Genomic DNA, 22920 nt, shown 5'->3' with positions numbered 1-22920 from the left:
GGACCGCAGCCGTTACCCCGTCAGGGAAGAGGAGGAATCATCCGTGCCCGCTACGGGAGACGGGCAAGGACACGGCTCCAACAGCCGGTCCGGCGCCCCGGCCACCGCTGGCGTCCGCCAGCGCGTCGCCGCGCCATGCCCTGATCCGACCGCCACGGTGGTCGGCGAGGACGAGCTGAACGGCATGAACGGACTGCACTCCATCCACGGCCTCGACTCCCTCGAGGAGCTGGGCCGCCTCGGCAGCACCGCGGCGCTCGGCGACCTGAGCGGGGTCGCCGACGCGGCCCGGCTGCCCCGTCGTGCCGCCGACGGCGCGGGCGCCCCCGAGCCGACGGCCGGCGTCGCGCTGCCCGCTCCGCGCGCCACCGCCCGCCCGGTGACCGGGGACCGCGCGGCGGGCCCGCTCAAGCTGCTGCTGATCGAGAACGACACCACCGACACCCGGCTGATCCAGGAACTGATCGCCACCGGCGGCACCACCTTCGAGCTGCACCGGGCGCACGGGCTGACCGCGGCCGCCGGACTGCTGGCCGGGCAGCGGCGCGGCCGGCCGGCACTGGTCGACTTCAGCTGCGTGCTGCTCGACCTGGGCACCCCGCCCACCGACACGCCCGGCGGCCCCGGCGCCACCGACCGGACGGACCCGCTCGACGGGCTGCGCGAGGTGCTCCGACTGGCCCCCAATGCGGCCGTGGTGGTGCTCACCGACGCCGCCGACAACCAACTGGGCGCCGCCGCCGTGGCTGCCGGCGCCCAGGACTTCCTCACCCGGGGCGCCACCGACGGTCCGCTGCTGGCCCGTGCCCTGCGGTACGCGGTGGAACGCAAGCGGGCCGACGAATCGCAGCGCCGCCTGGTCGAAGCCGAGCTGCGCGGCCAGGAGAACGCCCGGCTGCAGCGCCATCTGCTGCCCACCCCGCTGCTGAACGGCGCCGATCTCTCGTTCACCCGGCGCTACCGCCCGGGGCGCCGTCGCGCCCTGCTCGGCGGCGACTTCTACGACGCGGTCCGCACCGACGACGGCACCGTGCACGTGGTCATCGGCGACGTCTGCGGGCACGGCCCCGACGAGGCCGCGCTCGGCGTCGCACTGCGGATAGCGTGGCGCACCCTGGTCTTCGCCGGGCTCACCGGGCAGACGCTGCTCACCACGCTGCAGCACGTGCTGGAGCACGAGCGCCGCAACGAGGAGATCTTCGCCACCCTCTGCATGCTGGTCATCACCCCCAGCGCCCCGCCGGAGCACCAGGCGGGCCCGCACCGCCAAGCCGTGACCGGCGGCCCGGCGACGACCGACCGGCCGGCGCCGGGGATCGGCCAGCAGCCGCTGCCCTCCGAGGGGCCGGCCGTCGAGTACGCCCAGCTCTACCTGGCCGGGCATCCGGCGCCGCTGCTGCTCTCCGGCAGCGAACGCCCGGTGGTGCTGCCCAGCGACAACGCCGGTCCGGCGCTGGGCCTGCTGCCCTGCGACGACACCGAGGCGGTCTGGCCGCCCTACCACCTGGAGCTGGCTCCCGGCTGGAGTCTGCTGCTCTACACCGACGGTCTGATCGAGGGCCGGGTCGGCGCGGGTTCGCGGCGGCTCGGTCAGGACGGGCTGCTCTCCCTGATCGGCGACCACCAGGCCCACGGCCTCACCCGCGGTCGGTTGGTGGACGGCGCGCTCGCCGAGGTGGAGGAGCTCAACGGCGGCGCGCTCACCGATGACGTGGCCGTGCTGCTGCTGGAGCGCCACCGGCCGCATCAGCTGATGGGCTGACCACCGGTCAGCCCATCAGGATCCGCCGGTCACCAGCGGCCGCCACCCTTCCGACCGAGCGAGCGCAGCGCCCTGCCGAGCCGGTCGGCCGGGCCGCCGCGCCCGCCGGTCAGTGCCCGGATCGCGGGGCGCACGTCCACCAGGTAGACGATCGCGGCCACCAGGCCGGCCAAGGTCAGGAAGCTGCCGATGGGATTGACCCCGAAGATCAGGTCGAGCGCCAGCGCCAGCCCCAAGACGATCAGCCAGAAGCCCTTGGTCTTCTTGTCCGCCGCCCGGTAGGCGTCCTCCCGCCGGGTCGCCGCGTCGATGAAGGCGAACGCCTTGAGCAGCAGGATCACCGCGGCGAGCCACTCGAACGGGTTCATCCAGTCAAACGTGTTCAGGACCACCGGGTCTCCTCCCGCGCACCGCGCCACCGTCGCCCCAGGTGACTTCCCACGGCGATCTGCCTCAACCCTGCCACGCCGGAGCGGCTTCCGGGCGGTCTCTTGTCGCCGTCCTTGCTCACCGACCTTCGGCCACCGACCGGCGCTACTGGCCGGCGCTACTGGCCGGCGTCCGGGCTCTTCCGGGGCCGGGCGGTCTTCTTGGCGGCCGGCTTGGAGGTCTCGGCCGGCTCGCCCCCGCCCGCCTCGCCCTCCTCGACGTCCACCGGCACCGACTCGGCCCGCTCCACCGTCACCGACTCGCCGCCCGACCGCGCCGGGCGGGCCACCACGACCTTGCCTCGTTCCGCGAGCTCGTCGTAGACCTCCTTGGCCTTGATCGCCAGCCCGGCGGCCAGGCCGGCCTGCTGCAGCGCGAACTCCTGTGCCTTCTCCTGCAGCGACTTCAGGTCGGTGGGCAGCGCGGTGACCGTGCCGACCACCCTGGCCTGGGCGTCGACCAGCTTGCCCTGCGCCTCCTGCAGCCGGGCCACCGCGGCCTCCTGGGCGGCCTTGCGGTCGGCGGCCAGCGCCTCGACCCGGCCGGGCACCTCGCGCAGCTTCTGGTAAGCGAGGTCGCCGGCACCCGCGAGCGCGTAGAGCGGCGTGGGGTCGCTCAGCGTCTTGCGGATCTCATTGCGGATCTCCTCGGTGCTGGGCATGGATCGTCCTCTCCGCCCCGGGCCGGGCTCAGCCCGCGGCTGCCTGGTTCTCGGTCACAAAAGCCTCGTACACGGCCAGCAAGGCGTGTTTCTGCTGTTCGCTGATCGCCGTGTCCGCGAAGATCGCGGCCCGCAAGTCGACTCCACCGGCCGGGCGCTCCTCGAGGATGCCGGCCTGCACGTAGAGCGTCTCCGCCGAGATCCGCAGGGCCTTCGCGATCTGCTGCAGGATCTCCGCGCTCGGCTTGCGCAGTCCTCGCTCAATCTGGCTGAGATACGGGTTGGACACACCCGCGGCCTCGGCCAACTGGCGCAACGAGTACTGCGCGTTCCGCCGCTGCTCGCGGATGTAGTCACCCAACGAACTGACGTTCAGTGAAGCCATGAGCCCATGCTAACCGGAGCGCTTGCAAATGCAAGCACGCCACGCCACCCACAACACCCGGCCGGAGCCCGTGCGCCAGGGACGTGCCGGCCGACGGCGGTTTCAGGCCTGGCCGGCGGCGCGGGTGCCGCTGGTGGTGGCGGGCGGCCCGGGGCCGGTCGCCGAACGAGGGCTTGCAGCCCTCCTGACAGCCGCACCCCTGGAGGAAGTAGCGCACGCAGCGCGGCGCCGTGTAGGCCCGCAGCCGGCGAAAGGCAGTGTGCTCAATCCGAAGGCCGCCTCGCTCTTCCTGACCCGGCTGCCGCAGTTCATCGACTCGCTCCACCGACCGGCGCCGCAGGTCCTGCTGCCGGCCACCGCCCAGGTCGCGCTGGTCTCCGCGCGGCTGCTCGCCCGGACGCTCGTCCTCGCCCGGGCGATGTCCTTCGCGACCGGCGCGGCGCGGGCGGTGCCCGGCGCGCGTCAGCGCCGCCGCGCTGGCGGCGCTCGGCCTCCGCTCGGCCTCCGCTCGGCCTCCGCTCGGCCTTCGCCTGACGCGGACCGGGCTCAGGAGACCCGGACCGGCATCAGGATCGAGAAGTTGCCCGCTTCGCCCGAGGCCGCGCGGATCGCGAGCGGGCCCAGGCCGCCGTTGAGCTCCAGCACCAGTTGGCCGGGAGCCCCTGCGGCCAGGGCGTCCAGCAGGTACTCGCGGTTGACCGCCACCCGCAGCTGCTCCTCGGTGGTGGGCGTCATCGCCTCGCCCGCCACCACGTTGAGCGCACCGGTCCGGTCGACCGCCAGCACGGTCAGCGGCACCTCGGCCGCCGGCCGCTCCCCTACCGGCTGCTCCGGGGTGAACGGCCGGGTCGGGCCGGCCAGCACGGCGCGGCGCAGCTCCGCGCCGTCGATCTCCACCCGGTGGGTCTGGTCCAGCCGGAGCAGCCGGCGGTAGTCCGGGAAGTCCAGGTCGAGCCGTTCACCCGCGACCGCACTGCCGCCGGCCTCGGCCCGCAGCTCGCCGCCCGCCAACGTGAGTTCCAGTTCGCCCGCACCCTGCTCGGCCAGCGCCCGCATCCGGTCCGCCAGCGCGGCGGGCACCAGCGCGGAGAACTCGGTTCCCGGCTCGGTCCGGACCGGTGCCCGGCCGATCGCCAGCCGGTGCCGGTCGGTGGCGACCAGGGTCAGCGTTCCGCCGTCCAGGTCGAAGAGGATGCCGCCGAGCATCGGCAGCTCGGGGTCGGCGCTGACGGCGAAGCGGACGGCGGCCAGTGCGGCGGCCAGCTCGGCGCGGCCGACGATGAGGCGGGCGGCGGCGGAGGTGGAGGCGGTCATCGGTTGCTCCCTCTGGTCGATCAGTTCTCGAACGGCGGAGAGTTCGCGACGCGCGTCCGCGAGGCCGGCTTCCAGCAGCCGCAGATGGGCGTCCAGCACCCGGTGGGCCACGGGGTCGCCGGGCGGCGCCGCGAGCACCACCCGGATCTGCGCCAGCGGCAGACCGAGCCTGCGCAGCCGGTTCAGCAGCCGGGCGGCGGCCAACTGCTCGGCCGCGTACCAGCGGTAGCCGGTCTGTGGGTCGACCCAGGCGGGGCCGAAGACATCAGCGCCGTCGTAGAACCGCAGGGCGCTGACACTGAGCCCACTCTCCCTGGCCAGCTGGCCGATGCTGCGCATTCCGCGCGTCGCACTCTCCATGTCGAGGACTCTGGGGGCTCGACCGGCTCGAGGGTCAAGCGGGCCGGTCATCCGGTCAGCGCACGGTAGACCGGCACCAGCAGCTGCGCGAGGTCGCGGTCACCCACGGTCACCCCGCTGGCGGCCAACCGTTCGAACGGCAGCGGCTCCGCGCCGGCCTGTTCGGCGGGCTCCCGGCGGAGCGTGAAGTCGCCGCTCCAGAAGTCATCGGGGTCGGTCACTCCGCAATCGCCTCCTCGGTGAGGGTGAGCAGCTCCCGCAGCTCATCCGTGCTCAGTTCGGTCAGCCGACGCTCCCCCCGCGGCAGCACGCTCCGCGCCAACTCCCGCTTGCTGTCGATCATTTCGTCGATCCGCTGTTCCACGGTGCCCGCGCAGACGAAGCGGCGGACCTGCACCGTGCGGTGCTGACCGATCCGGTGGGCGCGGTCGGTGGCCTGTTCCTCGACTGCCGGGTTCCACCAGCGGTCCAGGTGCACCACCTGGCCGGCGGCGGTCAGGTTGAGCCCCGTGCCGCCCGCCTTGAGGGAGAGCAGGAACACCCCCGGCCCGTCGTCCTGCTGGAACCGCTCGACCAGCTCCGCCCGGCGGCGGGCGCGCAGCCGCCCGTGCAAATGGAGCACCTCGGTGCCGAGGCGGGCGGCCAGGTGGGGTTGGAGCAGTGCGCCGAACTCCGCGTACTGGGTGAAGACGAGGGTGCGCTCCCCGGCGGCCAGCGACCGGTCGAGCAGTTCCTCCAGGCGGGCGAGCTTGCCGGAGCGACCGGCTACCACCGAGCGGTCGTGCAGCAGTTGGGCCGGATGGTTGCAGACCTGCTTCAGCCGGCCGATCGCTCCGAGCACCGCGCCCTTGCGTTCCACGCCCTTGAGTCCGCGCAGCCGGTGCAACAGGTCGGCGACCACGGCCTGGTAGAGCCCGGCCTGCTCGGCGGTGAGCGGGCACCACACCGTGCTCTCCTGCTTGGGTGGCAGCTCCGCCGCCACCCCGGGGTCGCCCTTTCGCCGCCGCAGCACGAACGGCGCGGTACGGCGCCGCAGTTCGGCGATCCGCTGCTCGCTGCGGTGCTGCTCCACCGGCACCGCGTAGCGCTCCCGGAACGCGGCGGCGGAACCGAGCAGTCCGGGGTTGGCGAAGTCGAGGATCGCGTGCAGCTCGGACAGCCGGTTCTCCACCGGCGTGCCGGTCAGTGCGATCCGGTGGCCGGCGGGGAGCGAACGCAGCGCCCGGGCCTGGGCGGTGGCGCCGTTCTTGACGGTCTGCGCCTCGTCTGCGATCACCCGGCGCCACTGGATCGCGCGCAGCTGCGGAGCGTCGCGCTGCAGCACCCCGTAGCTGGTGATCACCAAGTCGGCATCCGCCACGGCGAGTTGCAGGGCCTCGCCGGTGGGGCGGCCAGCGCCGTGCTGCACGTGCACCCGCAGCATGGGTGCGAACCGGACAACCTCCCTGCGCCAGTTGGCCACCAGGGACATCGGGCAGACCAGCAGCACGGGGTCGTCCTGGCCGGCGTCCTGCTCCAGGGCCAGCAACGCGAGGGTCTGCACGGTCTTGCCGAGCCCCATGTCATCGGCCAGCACCGCGCCGAGCCCGAACCGGGTGAGCGAGCGCAGCCAGGCGACGCCGCGCTCCTGGTACGGGCGCAGGGTGGCGCCGAACGCTTCGGGCAGCCGGAGTTCGCCGTCCCCGGGCACGTCGTCCCCTTGCTGCAACAGATCGCCGAGCACCCCGGTGGCCCGCAGTGCGCCGATCGGCAGGCCGGCCACCAGGGCACCCGGGTCCAGCGCCAGCCGGAGCAGTGGACCGGCCGGGCCACTGCCGGTGCCCTCGCGTTCCAGGAAGCCGACGGCGGCGGCGATGCGCTCGGGGTCGGCCTCGATCCACTGCCCGCGGATCCGGACCAGGCCGCGCTTGGCCGCCGCCAGGTCGGCGAGCTCGGCGGCGGTGAGCGGTTCGCCGTCCAAGGCGAGCTGCCACTGGAAGGCGACCAGCGCGTCGTGGTCGAGCCGGGTCGCCCGGTCCACGGCGCTGGGTGTGCCGGGACGCACGGTCAGCGCCAGCCCCAGTCGGGGTGGCCGCTGCCACCAGCCGGGCAGCAGCACCCCGAATCCGGCCGCGGCCAGGGCGGGCGCGGCCGTGCGCAGGAAGTCCAGCGCACCGGCCCGGTCGAGGCGCAGCTCGGTGGGCTCGGGGCCCAGCTCGGTGGGCTCGACGAGGCGCAGCTCGGTGGGCCGCACCTCGCGCAGGGCCGAGGCCAGGGGGGCGCAGCAGCGGGCGGCCCGCTGGAGTTCGGCCAGGTAGGCGGCGCGCGGATCGGCGGTGTGCCGGGCCAGGGCGGCCGGTGCCGGTCCCCCGACCCGCAGCTCGGCGGCCGGGACCAGCAGTGAGGGCTCGTCCACGGCCTGGACCAGCAGGTCGACCCGCCAGTGCTCACCGACCGCCCGCCCCTGGGGGTCGAGCGGGTCGGGCCCGAGCGGCTCGACCAGGCGCAGGCACAACCGCAGCGCGCCGGTGCCGGCGGCCCCGTGCCAGGCGGCCAGCTCGGCCGCCAGTTCGGCGGCGGGGGCGTTCAGCTCCTCGTCCGGGGCGCGCGGCGGGATCCGGCCGTCCGCCGCCAGCAGCGCCGCGAACCACCGCTCGGCGAACCCTGCGCCGTCAACGTCCAGCCGGGGAAGTCCGGCTGGCCGCTCGGCAAGCGCGACGCGCACCTCGCGGTCGGTCAGTACGGCCAGCGCCTCCACCAGCAGCTCGTCCGCCGACCGTTCCCCCCGCACCACCGGCGGGCAGCCGGCGGCGAGCGCACGGGCCTCCCGGTGGTCCGCCGCCGTCGGCGCCGGCTGCCATTGGGCGTGGGCGGCGCCCCGCACCCACGTCAGGCCCGGCAGCACCCGTCCGGCACCCGCGAGCCGCCAGGCGAGGTCGTGGACACCGGTCAGCCAGCGCAGCGAAGCCCCGTATGCGACGTCCACCCGGCCCAGCTCGGGGAGCTCGGCACTGGTCAGCGCCCAGCGCGGGTCGAACAGCTCGCCCAGCAGCTGGGCCGCCTGGGCCGGTTCGAAGACCAGCACGGGCACCCGCCAGTCCCGCCGGCAGTCGGCGTGCCGAGCCCCGCCGCCGAGCAGCTCGGGCGAGGGCACCGGCGTGCCGCCCAGTCCGGGCAGCGTGAGCGTGAGCCAGCGCTCGGCCGCCTGCCCGGCCAGCCACTCCAGGCCGGGCCCGATCCCGCCGAGCAGCCGGGCCAGCAGCTCGGCCGGGCCGGCGAACGGATGCGTGGGGACGGCGCGGCCCGGCGCCGCCTCCCGGGCGCGGCCGACCGCCCGGGCGTCCTCCACCCAGAGGGCCACTCCGCCGCCGTCGGGCAGCCAGCGGGCGTGCACGGCGAACACCGGCTGCCGTCACCTCCGCTTCCGCCGCCGCAATCGACCTGATCCCGGCGAGCCTAACCAGTGCGTCGGACATTTCACGGCTGTAGTTGAAGCTTGAACCAAACCGCGCTACTGTGGGACTCAGGAAGTTGAACACTAAACCAAATCAGGAGTGATCATGGGCATCTTCGGCCGCAAGTCCGCCACCACCGCCACCACCGCCCCGGCCACCGCCGGCGCCGCCACCGTCGCCACACTCGACGCACCGTCCGCCGACCTGGCCCACCTGACCGGCGACTACACCATCGACACCACGCACAGCCGGATCGGCTTCAGCGTGCGGCACGCCATGGTCACCAACGTGCGCGGCGAGTTCGCCGACTACCAGGGCACCCTGCACCTGGACGGCAGCAACCCGGCCGCCTCCAGCGCCGAGCTCAGCATCAAGGTGGAGAGCATCGACACCGGCAACGAGCAGCGCGACGGCCACCTGCGCACCAGCGACTTCTTCGAGGTCGACAAGCACCCGGAGATCACCTTCCGCAGCACCTCCGCCCAGCAACTGGACACCGAGACCTACCGGATGACCGGCGACCTCACCATCAAGGGCGTCACCCGCCCGGTCGTACTGGACCTGGACTACACCGGCAGCGCCACCGACCCGTACGGCATCCAGCGGCTCGGCTTCGAGGGCCGCACCACCGTCGACCGCACCGAGTTCGGCCTGACCTACAACGCGGCGCTGGAGACCGGCGGCGTACTGATCGGCGAGAAGGTCAAGCTCAGCTTCGACATCTCCGCCGTCCGCGCCTGATCGTCCGGCCGTGGCCGACGCCGTCCAACCGCCGCGCTACCCCGTGGTCCCCGGATCCGCCGATGCGGCAGGATGACCGGGGATCAGGGAGCGGGGGGAGGACCTGCGGTGGAACTGCGACAGCTGCGCTACTTCGTCACGGTGGCCGAGGAACTGCACTTCGGCCGAGCGGCCGAGCGGCTGCTGATCGGCCAGCCCGCCGTCAGCCAGCAGATCCGCCGCTTGGAACGGGAGTTGAAGGTCGAGCTGTTCGACCGGACGCCCCGCACCGTGCGTCTGACCACCGCCGGCCAGACCTTCCTGCCCGCCGCCCGCGCGGTGCTCACCGCCGAGGACGCGGCCCGCGCCGTCGCCGCCGATCTCGCCACGGGCAGCCTGGGCGTGCTCCGCCTGGGCACCATCACGGGCCTCGGCGAACGACTGGACCGGATCCTGGACGCCTTCGAGAGCCAGGCGCCCGGCGTACGGCTGGAACTGGTGGCGCTCCCGGCCCGCGAACGCCTGGCCCAGGTCGCGGACGGCCGCCTGGACGCCGCCTTCGTGCGCGGAACCATCCCCGCCCACGCCCCCGAACTGACCCGACTGCCGCTCTGGCAGGACCCCCTGGTCGCCGCCATCCCGGCCCGCCACCCGCTCGCCGCGCGCGACACCGTGGAGTTCGCCGACCTCGCCGAGCTTCCGCTGCGGCTGACCGAGCGGCGCGACAACCCGTCCCTGGTCGACCTGGTGCTGAACAGCTGCCACGCCGCCGGCTTCGAGCCGATCCCGGGCCCCGCCCCCAGCAGCGCCCTACAGGACACCCTGGCCGCCATCGGCTCCGGCACCCCGATGTGGACCGTGGTCTACGCGACCAACGCCAAGATCATGCGGATCCCCCGGATCGCCTTCGTCCCCTTCGCCGCCCCCGGGCTCGCGCTACCCACCAGCCTGGCGCTGCGGCCGGGCCCGCTCTCCCGCGAACTCGAGCTGCTGGCCACCACCTGCCGCGCCGATGCGTCGGTCGGCGCCGCCTGCGGCGATCAGGATTCGTGATCGCTACCAGAGCGAATCGGGTCTGGGTCCCACCCCCCTTGCCGCGGTGAACTGGTCTCCGTCAGCAGGTCGCCCGGAACAGCCGGGAGGACCGCGAACCAAGGAGCAGACCATGCCGATCGTCACCGTGCAGCAGGGCCCCCGCACCGTCGAGCAGAAGCGCGAGCTGCTCGCCCGGATCACCGACGCCTTCGTGGACACCCTGCAGGTCCCGGCCGAGAGCGTCTCCGTCTGGATCCACGAGGTCCCCACCGACAGCTGGGGCCAGGGCGGCAAGCTGCGCGCCGACGGCTGAGCGAGCGCTCGCCGCGCCCCCATGAGCAAGCGCTCGCCCAGCCCCACCGGGCCACGACCGGCCCGAGCCCGTTGAGCAAGCGCTTGCTCACTACGGTGGTCCGCTGGCCACCGACCGGGGAGGCCGCATGCCGCAGTGGCGCGGCGTCGCCGACCGGGAGGCCTATCGCGAGTCGTACCTGGCGCGGCGCGACCAACTGGCCGACGCCGCACACCGTGGCGAATGGACGGCGGTGCTCGCCGCAGCCGACTCGCCCGAGCGGGCCAACGCCCACCGGGTCGTCGGGCACTCGGGCCAGACCCACCACATCACCCCGGACGGCTGCACGCTGGCCGAGCACGGCTGGTGACCCGGTTTGCGGCAGCCCGCTTACGAGCCGGCCAGCAGTGCCTCGTCCTCGGCCGCCAGCCAGCACCCCGGTGGGCGCGTCAACCAGGCTTCCGCTGTTGCGAGTCGGGCGGCCTGCTCGATCAGCAGGGCCACCCCGTCGGCCGGTGGGCCCGGGCGGCGCACCAGGCTCACCAGGGTCAGCGGCACCGGTTCCACCAGCGGGCGGGTGACCACGCCCGGCAGCCGAGGACCGCCGGTGGTGGTGAGCATCGGCACGGCGTGCTGGGCGAGGTAGCGCGCGGTCTCGGCCGGCCCCACCGGCGGGGTCAGCGGAGGTGCGGCGGTCAACCCGTGGGCGCCGAGCAGCCGTTCACCGAAGGCCGTCCACTCCGTGGTGGCCGGGTTGCCCGCGCAGATGTCCACGGGATGCCCGACCAGCTCGGCCAGCCGGATCGCCGCCCGCCCGGCCAGCGGGTGCCCCTCGGGCAGCAGCAGCGCCACCTCCTCCAACCGCAGCGGCACGTAGGCCAGTTGTTCGCGCAGCACGGTCGGCAGCCCGTTGAACCAGCCGAACGACACGTCCAGCCGTTCGGCGAGCAACTCCCTTGCACCGGCGGCGAGTCCACCGTGGTAGCGGGCCAGCAGCTGGAGCTGCGGGTCGGCGGCCCGGGCGGCGGCCAGGATCCGATCCACCGTCAGGTCATCGCCGGTCACCGCACTGTTGAGGTCGACCAGCACCGGGCCCCCGCCAGGCGGTGCCAGCATCTCGTCCTGCAGGGCGAGGAACCGTCGCGCCTGCGGCAGCAGCCGCTCCCCCGCCGCGGTGAGTGCCACGCTGCGGGTGGTGCGGGCGAACAGCTCCCGGTCCAGCAGCCGTTCCAGGGTCCGGATGTCCCGGCTGAGCGCCTGCTGCGCCACGTGCAGCCGCTGGGCGGCCTGCCCGAAGTGCAGCGTCTCGGCGGTGGCGACGAAGCCTCGCAGTAGACGGGGGTGCAGGTCGGCGGGCATGCGCGGAGCGTACAAGGGGCTCCACGGGATTGACAACGCAACTGTGTCAATGGCGCCGAACAGGTGTTGGACGGCCCGGGGAGGGGCGGCGAGGCTTGGGGCATCCCAAATCCCCCCAACGGACTTGCTGGAGCCTCGTGTTCTCCTCCTACCGCCAGGTGCTGGCCCCGACCGGCTCGCTCGCCTTCACGCTCCCCGGGCTGCTCGGCCGGCTCGGCTACGCGATGCAGGGCGTCAGCCTGCTGACCGCCGTCGCGGCGCGCCGCCACTCCTATGCGCCGGCCGGCACCGTCGCGGCGGCGGCGATGGTCGGCGTGGCCGTCGGACTGCCGTTGCTCGGCCGGCTGGTCGACCGCCACGGGCAGCGCCGGATCACCCTGCCGGCCGCGCTGCTCACCACGCTGCCGCAGCTCGCCCTGGTGCTGCTGATCCACCGGCAGGCGCCCACTTGGGCACTGGCCGCCGCCGCCTTCGCCTCCTCCTTCGGCCCCAACCTGGGCGGCATGGCCCGGGCCCGCTGGGCTCACCTGCACCAGGACGACCCGACCACCCTGCAGCGCGCCAACGCCCTCGAACAGGCCCTGGACGAGCTGTGCTTCATGACCGGGCCGGTGCTCGGTGCGCTGCTCTGCAGCTGGCAGCCGGAGGCCGGACTGCTGGCGATCTCGGTGCTGACCACGGTCGGCGGTGTGCTGTTCGCCGCCGAGCGGCGCACCGAGCCGCCGATCGCGCCGGCCACCGACAGCGCTGGGGTGCGCCCCCGGGCGCATGGAGTGCCCGCGCTGCTGGCGGTGTTCTTCGGCACCGGGATCCTGTTCGGCTCGCTGGAGATCACCACGCTCGCCTGGACCGGGGCGCACGGCCACGGCTGGGCGGCGGGCCCGCTGCTGGGCCTCCAGGCGGCCGGCTCCTGCGCGGCCGGGCTTGCCTTCGGGCTGCTGCCGGCACGCGGCGGCACGGTGCGCCGACTGCTGCTCGGGCTGACCGCGATGACGGCACTGCTGCTGCTCCCGCTGGGTGCGGTCGGCTCGGGTGGCGGCCTGGCGCTGCTCGCTCCGGCGATGCTGCTGGCCGGCAGCGGGACCGCGCCCACCATGGTGAGCGGCTTCACCCTGCTGCAACGCCTGCTCCCCGGCAGCGCCTTGAACACGGGCATGGCGGTGGCCGTCGCGGCGATCGTCACCGGCAGTTCGGCCGGCTCGGCGCTCGGCGGCCTGCTGATCCAGCACACGGCTCCGGGCACGGGCTTCGCCCTCCCGGCCGTCGCCGCCGCGGCCGCACTGCTGATCGCCCACACCGCGCGGCGCCGGCTGCGTCCGGCTCCCCGGGGATGAGCGCGGGCGGCCGGGAGGCGCGCCCGCAGTTCGCCACCGGCCACGGGTGCAGTCAGGCGTCCGTGATCGGCTCCCGCCGACCCGCGACGGCGGCCGGCTCGCAGGCGGCAGGCGAGCGCCGGCCGGACGTCGGCGGCCGGCGGGGCGGTCCCCGGCGTACTCGCATCCCGCAGCTCGCGGGCGGCTACTCGCGGGCGGCTACGGGCGGTCCCAGGTGTACTCGTACTCCGGCAGCTCGCCGCCGCCCGGGAACGGTGCCGACCCCTCCTTGCTGCGGCGACCGCCGGCCTTCTCGTAGAAGGCGACGGCGCGGCGGTTGTCGCGCAGCACCTCCAGGTACAGCGGTGCGCCGGGGTGCTGCTCGGCCGTCCAGGAGCGGGCGGCGGCCAGCAAGGCCGTGCCGATGCCGCCGCCCGTCAGTCCGGGGCGCACGTGCAGGCTGTCCAGCAGCACCCGCCCGTCGGGCTGCGGCACCAGGTACCCGAAGCCCAGCACGTCCGCCGTCCCGGCCCGCTCGGCGATCAGCAGGTGCGGGGTGTTCTCCGCCGGCCCGTAGTCGGCGGTCAGCCGGATCTCCCACAGCTCGCGCCGTGACCCAGCGAGGTCGGCGCCGAGCGCTTCCGCTGGAACGATCCCGGCGTAGGCGGTGCGCCGGCTCTCGGTATGCAGATCGGCCACCGCGAGGGCGTCGGCAGCGGTTCCGGGGCGGATCGTGACGGCGGTGTCGATCATTGGAGGATCCTGACACAGGATCAGCCTTGAACGCATTCAAGTTCTCCCACTAGAGTCGGGGGCGCTGTTTTGAACGCGTTCGAACCGGGCGCGGAGGGGACACCCGGTTCGAACGCGCCCCCGCGCACCGACGCCGCCCCCGCCTGCCCGGATGCCACCCCCGCCTGCCCTGGAACCTCTCCCGATGCCGTCCGGATAGGCTCGGTGACCGTGGACGAGCAGACGGGCAGCACCCCCAGCACCGGCGACCCCACCGAGGGCCCCGCCCAGGACCCGGCGTCGGCGTCGGCGTCGGCGGCCGAGCTTCCGGGTGGCCGCGCACGCCCCAAGACCGGCAAGAGCGAGCAGACCCGGGCCCTGATCCTGGAGACCGCCATGCGGCTCTTCCAGGAACGCGGCTACGAGAAGACCACCATGCGCGCCATCGCCACCGAAGCCGGCATCTCGGTCGGCAACGCCTACTACTACTTCGCCGGGAAGGAGTTCCTGATCCAGGGCTTCTACGACCGGATGACCATGGAGCACGCCGCCGAAGCCCGGGCGCGGCTGCGCGGCCACACCGACTTCGCCAAGCGGCTGGAGATCGCCCTGCTCGCCTGGATCGACTGCGCCGCGCCCTACCACGAGTTCGCCGCCCAGTTCTTCCGCACCGCCGCCGACCCGAACAACTCGCTCAGCCCGTTCGCCAACGAGTCGCACCGCGCCCGCACCACCGCCGTCGACCTGTTCCGCGACGTCCTCACCGGCTCCGACCTGCGCACCAAGCTCGACGCCGAACTCACCGAGCTGCTCCCCGACATGCTCTGGCTGCACCTGATGATCACGGTGCTCTACTGGGTCTTCGACCGCACCCCCGACACCGAACGAACCCGCGCCTTCGTCCGCCGCTCCACCCCGATGGCCGCCCGGGTGATCCGCCTCTCCCGCTACCGCGTCTTCCGCCCCATCGTCCGGGACGCCAAGGGCCTGATCCAGGACTTCATCCTCCCGACCATGGGCGCCCGCGCGGGGAACTGACCATTAGCCGCAGCGCCAGAAGTCGTACGGCTCACGGGCGGCGCGGAAACCGGCGGCTTCCGCCAACCGCACGGCCTCCCCGAAGTCCCTGGCGACCGCGTCCGGACTGTGCGCGTCACTGGCGAAGGCGATGGCCCGCCCGCCTTCCTGGCGCCACCACCGCAGGACCAACGGGTCCAGCGGCATCCTGGTGTTCACTTCGAGGACCTTGCCGGCCGCGGCCAAGCGGCTCAGGACCTGGCGGTACTCGTCCTCGAAGTCCCGCGGATCGTACGGCTTCGCGTCCAACGGCCAGTGGCGGACGGGGTAGTCGATGTGCGCGAGCACCTCGAACCGATCGAACTGCTCGATCAGCCGCACGGTTTCGTGCAGGTAGTCCCGCACGACCTGCTCCGGTGGCTGGTGCTGGTAGCACTCGGACACCTCGGTGAAGCCGGCGCCACCGGCGGTCGCCGCCGAGTGCACGGAGGCCAGCACCCGCTCGAAGCCACCGGTGTCCAATAGGGATTCGGCGCGCGAGGCGTGCCAATGCGGTTCGCTCAACTCGACACCCGACAGTATCCGCAACCCGGGATACCGCTCGCGGCAAGCCTCCAAGCAGGCTCGATAGCCGACCAGGTCGAGGGGCGGCGGAGTCAGCACTCCCTCGGCGACCAGGGCGAGCCACGCCCCGGGGACCTCCAGGCCGGGTTCCAGGTTCAGGGGGTGAGGTCCGCGTGCTCCGTGAACGCCACTGCCGGCAGGCCGAGTTCGAGGGCCCGCCGACAGGTCTGATCCATCGACCCCGTGACGGCGTCCCACGACCACTCGCTGTGCACATGGCTGTCTGCCGGCAACACGTTCGCCGCCCCTCTCCCGGTCCAGGTCGTGCTCGACATGCTCGGCCTTTCCCCTGGGGCAAGGTCAATGGGACGCGCGGATCGTGGCACGAGCACGGGCGTCGACGCGGCCGGGGGCGTCGGCTGTTCCGGCGCTACAGCATGGTCTGGCGGAAGGGTTGAGACCGGAGGCCGGCGGAACGGTCGCGGCTCAGAAGGTGTCCGGGTTGTACGCCTTCAGCGGCGTGCCGAGCAGGCGGTCCGCGGTGATGGCCGCACCCGGGCTCAGTTCGGTCAGCCGGGCGGCCGCGGCGAAGCGGACGGCGGACTCAGCGCCCAGGTAGAGGCTGCCGAGTACGGCCGCGTCGACGGCCAAGTCCGCGTCCCCGCTGGTCGGTTCGACCGTGCCCGCGCCCGTCGGATCCACCTGGAGCAGCCAGCGGCCGGACGCGTAACCCTGCCGGTCGGTGACGTCGAGCACCACGCGCCCCGGCCCGACGTAGCGGCGGGCGGCGAAGGCGGCCGGCACGTCGAGCACCCGCAGCCAGGTGTGGTCCCACTGGTCGGGGTGCGGCCTGGCGGCCCGGGGGTTGTTGAGCAGCAGCGGCAGCGGGTCGTCGGGGGCGAGCGAGGCGATGGACACGCGGCGCACCCAGTCCATCGAGCAGGCGTAGCGCCAGAGGGCCACGGCGGTCACGGTGTCCAGGGCGAGGAAGTCGTGGACCGTCAGGACGCAGTCCGGGTTGGGGCCGTCCCACTGGTCGGTGATCGAGTAGACCAGCAGGCCGGTGACGGTACCGCCGGCGTCCCGGTGGACCACCGCGAACGGCTCCTTCCACTCCGGGCCCGGTGTCTCGACGGTGCCGGTGACGTCCCGCCAGAACGCTTCGTCGCGGCCGATCGCACCGGGCCGGATGCGGCGCCAGCGCTCATGCAACTCCGGTCCGAATTCGGCGAGTTCGGCCATGCTCACGAAGTCGAGCCGGCCGGCGGTCTCGGGCAGGTCGGCGCGCAGGCCCTGCGCCTGGTGCAGGTTGACTACCAGGCCGTCCGCGCGGGTGGCGGGCCCGAAGCCGTACCTTCCGTAGATGCCGTACTCCGCCGCGATCAGGATGGCCGCCGCCTCACCGCGCTCGCGGGCTCCGGCCAGTTCCCTGGCCATCATCCGGTTGAGCAGGCCGCGTCGGCGGTGGGTCTGCTGGACCGTGACGCCCGAGACGGCGGAGACCGGAAGCAACCCGCCGCCGGGCAGGGTGAGTTCATTGGGGAAGCTGCGCAGGGTGCCCACGATCCGGTCGGCCTCGAAGGCGCCCAGGGTGCGACCCGGGTAGTGGCGCATCCGGCGGAACTCCAGTGCCTGCGGCGCTCCCGTCCGCTGGAAGCCCCTGCTCACCGCGGCGCCCCAGGCACCGAGCTCGTCCTCGGTGATGCTGCGGATCTCGATGCCGTCGGCCGGCGCCACCTGTTCGCTCATCCGTTCACCGTAGGCCGAGCGCGGCAAGCGGGCATCCGAATTACCGAGCACCCGAAGACCGAGCACCCGAATGACCACCGCCCGAGGGGACGGGATCAGCCGGCCTCCTCGTCGCCGAGCGCGTCCACGATCTCCAGGAGGATCTCCGCCTCGGTGTAGGCACCGCGGCGGGTCAGGCGGTCGATCAGGGTGGCGGCGAAGTCGCCGAGCTGCACGATCAGGTCGTAGAACTCGTCCTGGCTGCTCTCCCAGCACTGGCCCAGCACATCGGGCGGGGTGGGGCCGTCCTCGGCGAAGAAACTGCGGAGCAGCGTCATCAACCACTTCTCCTCCGGACGGCCCCGGTCCAGTGCGTCGATGAAGGCCGGCGCCCGGACTCCGCGGTGGACCGCGCCCAGCTCCAGCACGGTGGCACCGGCGATCGCCATGCCGGCCGCCAGGAACATGGTGTTGTCAATGGCGCCGGTACCCATGTCCTTCTCCATGGTGGCGGTGACGATCTGGCAGCCCGGGTGGTCCCGCCGGTTCGTCGCGGTGCGCGAGGCGGGGTCCGCACAGGCCCGCAGCAGCGGGAAGACCTGGTTCTCAAGTCGTGCCATGGGAGCATCGTGCCCGGGCGGTCGCCGCACTGTCAGGTGAACCCGATAACTCAACGCGATCGGAGCACTACGCGGCGGAGTGCCGCGCGGACGAAGCCGTCGTCCCCGATCACGCAGCCCGCGCCGGGGTCGGCATGGTCGACCCGACCGCCGAAGCGCGCCGCGGCCCGGGCGACGGCCTGCTGCGGCGTCACGGAACGGCCGACGTGCGTCACGACCAACCGGCCGGCCCGGGCCGCATGTGCCGTTTCGCCCGCGCCCCGGAGTGTGGTGCACATACTCGCCGCCAGGCGGCGGCTGCGCGAGGTCGGCCTCGCACGGCCGGCCGTCACAACCGCCGGCCGTCACACCCGCCGGCCGGCTCGGTCAGGGCGGCGCAGGGCGCGGTGTCCCCGGAGTGGACGAGCGTCCGCCGCCGGCCTCGACGCGCAGCGCGAAGGCGGGAATGCCGTGCGCCACCATCCGGCTGATCAGAGTGAGTTGACCGGTGGCCACCCGATGGCCTTCGGTCAACTCCGTGACGGTGAAGGCGGATTCGATCGGAGAGCGCTCCGGGGTGTTGCTGAGGAAGGCAGCCGGCCGGTCCGCGGTGCCCGGCGGGCCGTGGAGCGGGATCGGCGCATCGAGGCGGATGTCCGCGTACCGGGCGCCGTAGTAGGCGGTCAGCAGCTCCGCGCCGTGGTCGGCGTGCAGGTGCGAGACCCAGGTCGCGTCCAATTCGTCCAGTAGGACACGGCGTTGCAGCGGTCCCGGGGTTCCGCTGCCGGCCTCCACCCACACCCGGGTGCTCCCAGCGGACACCAGGTAGCCGGAGCACGGGTTGTCCGCACTCGGATACGGGTCGCACTGCCCAGGACGGTCAGTCCGAGCGGCTCGTTGCTCATCGCGCAAGCCCCACGGAGGTGACAGTGCCGGCCCGTAGCGTGTGCGCATGACGTCGATCGATGACCGCGCCTTCCCTGCCGCACTCGCCGCCGCACTCGCCGTCCCGTTCGCGGACGACGAGGAGAGCTGGGTGGATTTCGAGCCCTATCCGGCCTTCGAGGCCGCAGCGGACACCGCTTGGTGGTTCCGGCTCTGGACCGGTAACCAGGAGGCGGACGGCAGCCAGTTCCGTTTCTTCGGGGCGAACGGCGCCGGCGGGTACGCGGGGTTCTGGCTGGTCCGGCCGGGCCGGCCGGTCGCCGAGCAGCCCGTGGTGTTCCTCGGGTCGGAGGGTGAAACTGCCGTGGTGGCACGGGACTTGGGCGACCTGCTGTGGCTGCTGGCCAGCGGTTACGGCCCCTCGGAAGCGGCCTGCCCGACCCTCTGCGACGATTGGACCCCTCGCGCCAACCCCGAGCTCACCGCCATTGCCGAACGGTTCGCGCCGGACCGGCGCCGCTCGCCCGAGGCCGTGATCGAGGCGGCCGTCCGGGAGTTCCCCGACTTCGAGGAGACCATCTCGCAGCTCTGCCGCTGATCCCGCGGCTCCCGCGGACACCCCGGACGCGACCGCGGTCCGGTGGCGCCCGCGCCGGGGGCGGGTTTGGATGGGAGGACCGCCCCTGAAGACGACGTCGAGAGGGACTGCGTTGAAGGTGACCGACTTCCCCCCTGGCGCGCCCTGCTGGGCGCAGCTGAGCGCCTCCGATCCTGAGGCGGCCAAGCGGTTCTACGGCCAGCTGTTCGACTGGACCGCCGCCGCCCCGGATCCCCAGTACGGCGGCTACACCGTCCTCTCCCTGGACGGCGCCCCCGCCGCGGCCGTCGCCCCGCTGATGAATCCGCAGCAGCCGGTGATGTGGCTGCTCTCCTTCGCCACCAACGACACCGATGCCACCTGCGAAGCCGCCAAGAAGGCCGGCGCACAGGTCTGGATGGAGCCGATGGACGTCGGCGAGCTGGGCCGCTGGGCCCTGCTCAGCGATCCGACCGGCGCGCCGCTCTCGGTGTGGCAGGCCAAGCAGTTCGCCGGGTTCGGCGTGCTGGACGAGCCCAACGCCTTCGGCTGGATCGACCTCGCCACCCGGGACACCACCGCCGCGCTGGCTTTCTACCAGGGCGTCTTCGGCTGGGAGGTCACGCCGCACGAGCAGTACCCGATGGTGGGCCTGGCCGGCAAGATGTTCGGCGGCGTCATGGACATGGGCGACAGGTTCCCCAAGGAGGTGCCCGCGCACTGGACCCCGTTCTTCCGGGTCCGCGACGTGGACGCCGTCGCCGGTACGGCCTCGAAGCTCGGCGCGGACGTCCTGCACGGCCCGACCGACGTGGAGATGGAGAACGGCCCCAGGATCGCGGTCATCCGCGACCCGCAGGGCGCCACCTTCGGTGTCTTCGCCCCGCGCACCGGCTGAGCGAGCCGCATCCACCCACCCCACCACCACTCCCGGGGGCCGCGTCGGACGCATGGCGCGGCCCCGACGGCTGTCGCCCCCGAAAACCGGCCGGCCCGAGCCGGTGCCCGCCGCCCCGGCGGACCACCGCCCGGACCAGCGCCGGTCCGCACCGGCGGCAGGCCCGCGGTCGGGCCAGCGCAGCTCGGCCCGGACCACGGCCCCGGACCACGGCCCCGGACCACGGCCCCGGACCAGCGCCGGTCCAGAACACCCCACATGTCCCGTCGCATTGGATCTTGCTTTCAGGGGCTTGTCTGACCAGCGGGTATGCAAGGTGTCGTGAGACGGGGCAGCGCCCGTGTCTCACCGCATCGTGTCTGTGCGGGGCAGATGATGGCAGGTGTCTCAGGGCATCGTGTTTGCTGTGCCCATGAGTTGGTGGGGAGGCGACTGTGCGCTTGCCCGTGCCTCCGTACGGGCGGGCAGGGCGATCTTTCTCGCCATTGAGGGAGCCGATAGGTTCGCCTCATGGGACTGCAGCGAGCGGGCGTGCATCATTCGGTTTCGACTTGGCAGCAGCCGTGTCCTCCGACGACCTCTCACGAACGCACTGCGCTGGTCGAACGGATCGCGAAGCGGATCCTGGCACTCGGCCAGGGCCGTCTGATGGTAGGGATCGACGGTTTCACCGCTGCGGGCAAGACGAGTTTCGGGCACGAATTGGCTGAGTGGATCAGTACTGCGGGACGGCCCGTGCTCCGGGCAACCCTCGATGACTTCAAGAAGCCGTGGAAGGACCGGCACCTGTATGACCGGGAGTCAGGTGAGGGGTATTACCGCAACGCGTACGACTATGACGCGGTCAAGCGGCTGCTGCTTGGGCCCTGCCGGTCGCCGGAGGCCACGTCGTGCGTGCTGTGCAGCATCGACCCGCTGACGCAGAAGGATCATTCCTCAGACCGGACGTCCCTTGCTTCGGATGCGGTGCTGATCGTGGATGGCGTCTTCGCCTTCCGGCCGGAGATCAACGAGTACTGGGACTTCCGTGTCTGGCTGCAGGTAGATGCGGAACTGTCCGTTCAGCGAGGTGCTGACCGTGATCAGGACTGGGCCGGGAGCGATGCGGAGTCGATCCACCGCAACCGGTATCTGGTGGCAGAGCGCATCTATCTTCAGGAAGTCGACCCGATCCCGATGATGGACGTCGTCATCGACAACTCGACGTTCGCCAGCCCGCGCGTCGTGGAGTCGTGACCTCTGGAGGGATCTGCGGCTGCTGGTGTCGGGCTCGGTTCAAAGTGCCTGCCGGTCGTCCTTCCCGGTGGCGAGGCTGACGTGGCGATAGACCGTTCCGCGAGACCTTGAAGGTCCGGACGAGTTGCGGGACTGACGGGTCCTTGCGCTTTCCTCGTTGACGGGGTGGGTGCGCTGCCCAGTGCGTGGTCTCGTGGTTGGTGATCGTCTCGTTCAGCTGGAGGAGTTGGTAGTAGGTGCGGCGGCGCCCGGGACTGCGTCCGGGCGCGGGTCAGAAGAGCACCCACCCGCTCCTCTTCTGACCCGTGCCGTCAGCCGCTCATCGACCGGCGGGTCTGGGCTCAGAGGGCGTTGGAAGGGGTGGCCGCCAGCTTCTCGGCGAGGCTCGTCGTTGTGGTCTCGACCCAGTTCATCGTCCGGGCCGTGTGGTAACCGAGTGCGAGGTTGATGTCGATCATGTAGGTGTTCGTCGTGGCGGTGGTGGTGAGGATGCGTTCCAGGTCCGGTCGCTCGTCGGTGAGCTGGCGCATCATGGCAGCCTTGATCGCCCGACCGAGCCCGTGGCCGCGATGTGCGGCCAGCACGGAGGTGTCGTGGATGAAGCCGACCCCGGGGCGGTGCGGGTAGGTGTGGATGACGTGCGCGCCGACGACCTGGTCCGTGGCGTCGTCGATGGCGATGACGACTCGCTGTTCTGCGCCGGCCTCCGCCAGCTCACGGTCGGTCGCGCAGATCTGGGCGGGGGTCCAGACGGTCGGCCGGTAGCTGGTGCGACCGAACGGAGCGTCCTGGATGGCCTGTCGGGCCATGGCATAGGAGTCGATGAACCGTTCGGGCGTCGCTCCCGTCCAGTGCGCCAGGCGGTAGCCAGCCGGGTCGGGCACGTCCCACAGCTGCGCGGGAGTCGTCGCGATGGGCAGGACCTGCATCACCATGCTGTGCGTCACCTCGAACCCGAGGCCCGCCACCCACGGAGCCCCGGCGGAATCGGGCTTCATGGGTTGCCCGAGGACGGTGCCGCGCCGAGCGTCCAGGACCGCGGGCATCGCGGCCCGGAGCAGTGCGGTGCCGATACCGCGACGCCGCAGCTCGGGGTGCACGTGGACCTCGACATTGACGATCCCGCTGTTCGAGCCCTCCGGCAGCGCGACCCTGACCGAACCGACCAGACGTCCGTCCAAGTGACCGACCCAGAAGCGGCACGGTCCGTCCTCGAGCGGCGGGGTGCGTAGGCGGCCGATCGAAGCCTCATAGGTCAGCGGTGGGTCCTCGGAAAAGTCCACCGCTGCGACAGCCGCCCGCATCGCGTGGTAATCGGCCAGCTGCTGTTCTGGGGCAAGGTGCGGATCGAGCGGCTGTATGTCGAGGGTCACCGGATCTCCATGTTCTCTGCGGGTGGGGCCGTTGGCGTTGGCTGGATCTCGCCAGCCGCGGGCCCGTTGAGCGGTTGCGGCGCTGGGAAGCGGTTCGTTCGTGATCTTCTTTCGGCTTCAGTGTGCGCTGGTCTCATCGATGCCGCGCGGCCTTTGGCGCATCCTCCTCGCACTTTCGTCGTTGGCGGGGTGGGTGTGCTGCCAGGCGGACGGTCTCGTGGATGGCGGCGTCTCGTCCGGCCGGGGT

The 22920-nt window shown here is 72.7% G+C and carries 24 protein-coding genes; 10 read left to right on the top strand and 14 right to left on the bottom strand.

Annotated elements, in window-relative coordinates:
* Nucleotides 1-43: 43 nt before the first annotated feature.
* Complete coding sequence (locus LN042_RS11065; RefSeq protein ID WP_230050963.1) at nt 44-1762, top strand: PP2C family protein-serine/threonine phosphatase; 1719 nt, start codon at nt 44-46, stop codon at nt 1760-1762.
* Between the two features lie 29 nt (nt 1763-1791).
* Here the strand turns inward: LN042_RS11065 and LN042_RS11060 are convergent, their stop codons facing one another.
* From LN042_RS11060 to LN042_RS11035, 6 genes are all read right to left on the bottom strand, one after another.
* Nucleotides 1792-2130 (bottom strand): DUF2516 family protein, encoded by a 339-nt coding sequence (locus tag LN042_RS11060; RefSeq protein WP_230051088.1) that lies wholly within the window; start codon nt 2128-2130, stop codon nt 1792-1794.
* A gap of 179 nt (nt 2131-2309) precedes the next feature.
* Nucleotides 2310-2852 (bottom strand): hypothetical protein, encoded by a 543-nt coding sequence (locus tag LN042_RS11055; protein ID WP_230050962.1) that lies wholly within the window; start codon nt 2850-2852, stop codon nt 2310-2312.
* A 28-nt stretch (nt 2853-2880) separates the two neighbouring features.
* Nucleotides 2881-3237, bottom strand: a complete 357-nt coding sequence (locus tag LN042_RS11050) for a helix-turn-helix domain-containing protein (RefSeq protein WP_230050961.1) — start codon at nt 3235-3237, stop codon at nt 2881-2883.
* Nucleotides 3238-3783: 546 nt separating this feature from the next.
* Entirely contained in the window at nt 3784-4911 is a 1128-nt protein-coding gene (locus LN042_RS11045; protein ID WP_230050960.1) for a DNA polymerase III subunit beta family protein, read from the bottom strand.
* 47 nt (nt 4912-4958) lie between these two features.
* The gene (locus tag LN042_RS11040) at nt 4959-5132 is read right to left on the bottom strand and encodes a hypothetical protein (RefSeq protein WP_230050959.1); all 174 of its coding nucleotides are present in this window, start codon (nt 5130-5132) and stop codon (nt 4959-4961) included.
* Nucleotides 5129-8293 (bottom strand): DEAD/DEAH box helicase, encoded by a 3165-nt coding sequence (locus LN042_RS11035; protein WP_230050958.1) that lies wholly within the window; start codon nt 8291-8293, stop codon nt 5129-5131. The genes LN042_RS11040 and LN042_RS11035 overlap by 4 nt, the downstream gene beginning before the upstream one ends.
* A 157-nt stretch (nt 8294-8450) precedes the next feature.
* Between LN042_RS11035 and LN042_RS11030 the strand changes: the two genes are divergently transcribed.
* The 4 genes from LN042_RS11030 to LN042_RS11015 all read left to right on the top strand — a co-directional run bounded on the left by LN042_RS11030 (nt 8451) and on the right by LN042_RS11015 (nt 10762).
* The gene (locus tag LN042_RS11030) at nt 8451-9086 is read left to right on the top strand and encodes a YceI family protein (RefSeq protein ID WP_230050957.1); all 636 of its coding nucleotides are present in this window, start codon (nt 8451-8453) and stop codon (nt 9084-9086) included.
* 108 nt (nt 9087-9194) lie between these two features.
* Entirely contained in the window at nt 9195-10118 is a 924-nt protein-coding gene (locus tag LN042_RS11025; protein ID WP_230050956.1) for a LysR family transcriptional regulator, read from the top strand.
* Nucleotides 10078-10413: a 4-oxalocrotonate tautomerase DmpI gene (gene dmpI / locus LN042_RS37975; protein WP_372495710.1), complete on the top strand. Its 336-nt coding sequence runs from the start codon at nt 10078-10080 to the stop codon at nt 10411-10413. Before LN042_RS11025 ends, dmpI begins: the two co-directional genes overlap by 41 nt.
* Before the next feature lie 127 nt (nt 10414-10540).
* Nucleotides 10541-10762, top strand: coding sequence for a hypothetical protein (locus LN042_RS11015; RefSeq protein ID WP_230050954.1), 222 nt, complete (start codon nt 10541-10543; stop codon nt 10760-10762).
* Between the two features lie 20 nt (nt 10763-10782).
* Here the strand turns inward: LN042_RS11015 and LN042_RS11010 are convergent, their stop codons facing one another.
* The gene (locus LN042_RS11010; RefSeq protein WP_230050953.1) at nt 10783-11751 is read right to left on the bottom strand and encodes a LysR family transcriptional regulator; all 969 of its coding nucleotides are present in this window, start codon (nt 11749-11751) and stop codon (nt 10783-10785) included.
* A gap of 137 nt (nt 11752-11888) precedes the next feature.
* On the opposite strand from LN042_RS11010, the gene LN042_RS11005 reads away from it, so the two are divergent.
* Nucleotides 11889-13085 carry an MFS transporter gene (locus tag LN042_RS11005; protein WP_230050951.1) on the top strand — a complete coding sequence of 399 codons (1197 nt, stop codon included), beginning with the start codon at nt 11889-11891 and terminating at the stop codon, nt 13083-13085.
* Between the two features lie 198 nt (nt 13086-13283).
* Here the strand turns inward: LN042_RS11005 and LN042_RS11000 are convergent, their stop codons facing one another.
* The gene (locus LN042_RS11000) at nt 13284-13817 is read right to left on the bottom strand and encodes a GNAT family N-acetyltransferase (RefSeq protein ID WP_230050949.1); all 534 of its coding nucleotides are present in this window, start codon (nt 13815-13817) and stop codon (nt 13284-13286) included.
* Nucleotides 13818-14027: 210 nt separating this feature from the next.
* Between LN042_RS11000 and LN042_RS10995 the strand changes: the two genes are divergently transcribed.
* Nucleotides 14028-14834, top strand: coding sequence for a TetR/AcrR family transcriptional regulator (locus LN042_RS10995; protein ID WP_230050947.1), 807 nt, complete (start codon nt 14028-14030; stop codon nt 14832-14834).
* 3 nt (nt 14835-14837) lie between these two features.
* Here the strand turns inward: LN042_RS10995 and LN042_RS10990 are convergent, their stop codons facing one another.
* The 5 genes from LN042_RS10990 to LN042_RS37670 form a co-directional block, all read right to left on the bottom strand.
* A complete protein-coding gene (locus tag LN042_RS10990; protein WP_372495709.1) occupies nt 14838-15476 on the bottom strand; it encodes a PHP domain-containing protein in 639 nt (212 codons plus the stop codon).
* Between the two features lie 56 nt (nt 15477-15532).
* Complete coding sequence (locus LN042_RS37970; protein WP_372495716.1) at nt 15533-15613, bottom strand: hypothetical protein; 81 nt, start codon at nt 15611-15613, stop codon at nt 15533-15535.
* A gap of 250 nt (nt 15614-15863) precedes the next feature.
* Nucleotides 15864-17126, bottom strand: a complete 1263-nt coding sequence (locus LN042_RS10985; RefSeq protein WP_230050943.1) for a GNAT family N-acetyltransferase — start codon at nt 17124-17126, stop codon at nt 15864-15866.
* 95 nt (nt 17127-17221) lie between these two features.
* Entirely contained in the window at nt 17222-17725 is a 504-nt protein-coding gene (locus LN042_RS10980) for a hypothetical protein (RefSeq protein WP_230050942.1), read from the bottom strand.
* A gap of 366 nt (nt 17726-18091) precedes the next feature.
* The gene (locus LN042_RS37670) at nt 18092-18526 is read right to left on the bottom strand and encodes an MBL fold metallo-hydrolase (protein ID WP_308191790.1); all 435 of its coding nucleotides are present in this window, start codon (nt 18524-18526) and stop codon (nt 18092-18094) included.
* Nucleotides 18527-18656: 130 nt separating this feature from the next.
* Between LN042_RS37670 and LN042_RS10970 the strand changes: the two genes are divergently transcribed.
* From LN042_RS10970 to LN042_RS10960, 3 genes are all read left to right on the top strand, one after another.
* A complete protein-coding gene (locus LN042_RS10970) occupies nt 18657-19187 on the top strand; it encodes an SMI1/KNR4 family protein (protein WP_230050940.1) in 531 nt (176 codons plus the stop codon).
* Nucleotides 19188-19305: 118 nt separating this feature from the next.
* A complete protein-coding gene (locus LN042_RS10965) occupies nt 19306-20064 on the top strand; it encodes a VOC family protein (RefSeq protein WP_230050938.1) in 759 nt (252 codons plus the stop codon).
* Nucleotides 20065-20574: 510 nt separating this feature from the next.
* A complete protein-coding gene (locus LN042_RS10960; RefSeq protein WP_230050936.1) occupies nt 20575-21300 on the top strand; it encodes a nucleoside/nucleotide kinase family protein in 726 nt (241 codons plus the stop codon).
* A 341-nt stretch (nt 21301-21641) separates the two neighbouring features.
* Here the strand turns inward: LN042_RS10960 and LN042_RS10955 are convergent, their stop codons facing one another.
* Nucleotides 21642-22673 (bottom strand): GNAT family N-acetyltransferase, encoded by a 1032-nt coding sequence (locus LN042_RS10955; RefSeq protein WP_230050935.1) that lies wholly within the window; start codon nt 22671-22673, stop codon nt 21642-21644.
* Between the last annotated feature and the right edge of the window lie 247 nt (nt 22674-22920).

The organism is Kitasatospora humi (genome assembly GCF_020907985.1).
GTDB classification, from domain to species: Bacteria; Actinomycetota; Actinomycetes; order Streptomycetales; family Streptomycetaceae; genus Kitasatospora; species Kitasatospora humi.
This window is presented reverse-complemented; position numbering and strand designations above follow the sequence as displayed.

Coding starts and splice junctions, on each gene's coding strand:
- LN042_RS10960 (WP_230050936.1), top strand. CDS start 20,575: ATGGGACTGCAGCGAGCGGGCGTGCATCATTCGGTTTCGACTTGGCAG.
- LN042_RS11010 (WP_230050953.1), bottom strand. CDS start 11,751: ATGCCCGCCGACCTGCACCCCCGTCTACTGCGAGGCTTCGTCGCCACC.
- LN042_RS11055 (WP_230050962.1), bottom strand. CDS start 2,852: ATGCCCAGCACCGAGGAGATCCGCAATGAGATCCGCAAGACGCTGAGC.
- LN042_RS11060 (WP_230051088.1), bottom strand. CDS start 2,130: ATGAACCCGTTCGAGTGGCTCGCCGCGGTGATCCTGCTGCTCAAGGCG.
- LN042_RS10985 (WP_230050943.1), bottom strand. CDS start 17,126: ATGAGCGAACAGGTGGCGCCGGCCGACGGCATCGAGATCCGCAGCATC.
- LN042_RS37970 (WP_372495716.1), bottom strand. CDS start 15,613: ATGGATCAGACCTGTCGGCGGGCCCTCGAACTCGGCCTGCCGGCAGTG.
- LN042_RS11030 (WP_230050957.1), top strand. CDS start 8,451: ATGGGCATCTTCGGCCGCAAGTCCGCCACCACCGCCACCACCGCCCCG.
- LN042_RS10970 (WP_230050940.1), top strand. CDS start 18,657: ATGACGTCGATCGATGACCGCGCCTTCCCTGCCGCACTCGCCGCCGCA.
- LN042_RS10980 (WP_230050942.1), bottom strand. CDS start 17,725: ATGGCACGACTTGAGAACCAGGTCTTCCCGCTGCTGCGGGCCTGTGCG.
- LN042_RS11000 (WP_230050949.1), bottom strand. CDS start 13,817: ATGATCGACACCGCCGTCACGATCCGCCCCGGAACCGCTGCCGACGCC.
- LN042_RS11015 (WP_230050954.1), top strand. CDS start 10,541: ATGCCGCAGTGGCGCGGCGTCGCCGACCGGGAGGCCTATCGCGAGTCG.
- LN042_RS11050 (WP_230050961.1), bottom strand. CDS start 3,237: ATGGCTTCACTGAACGTCAGTTCGTTGGGTGACTACATCCGCGAGCAG.
- LN042_RS11045 (WP_230050960.1), bottom strand. CDS start 4,911: ATGGAGAGTGCGACGCGCGGAATGCGCAGCATCGGCCAGCTGGCCAGG.
- dmpI (WP_372495710.1), top strand. CDS start 10,078: ATGCGTCGGTCGGCGCCGCCTGCGGCGATCAGGATTCGTGATCGCTAC.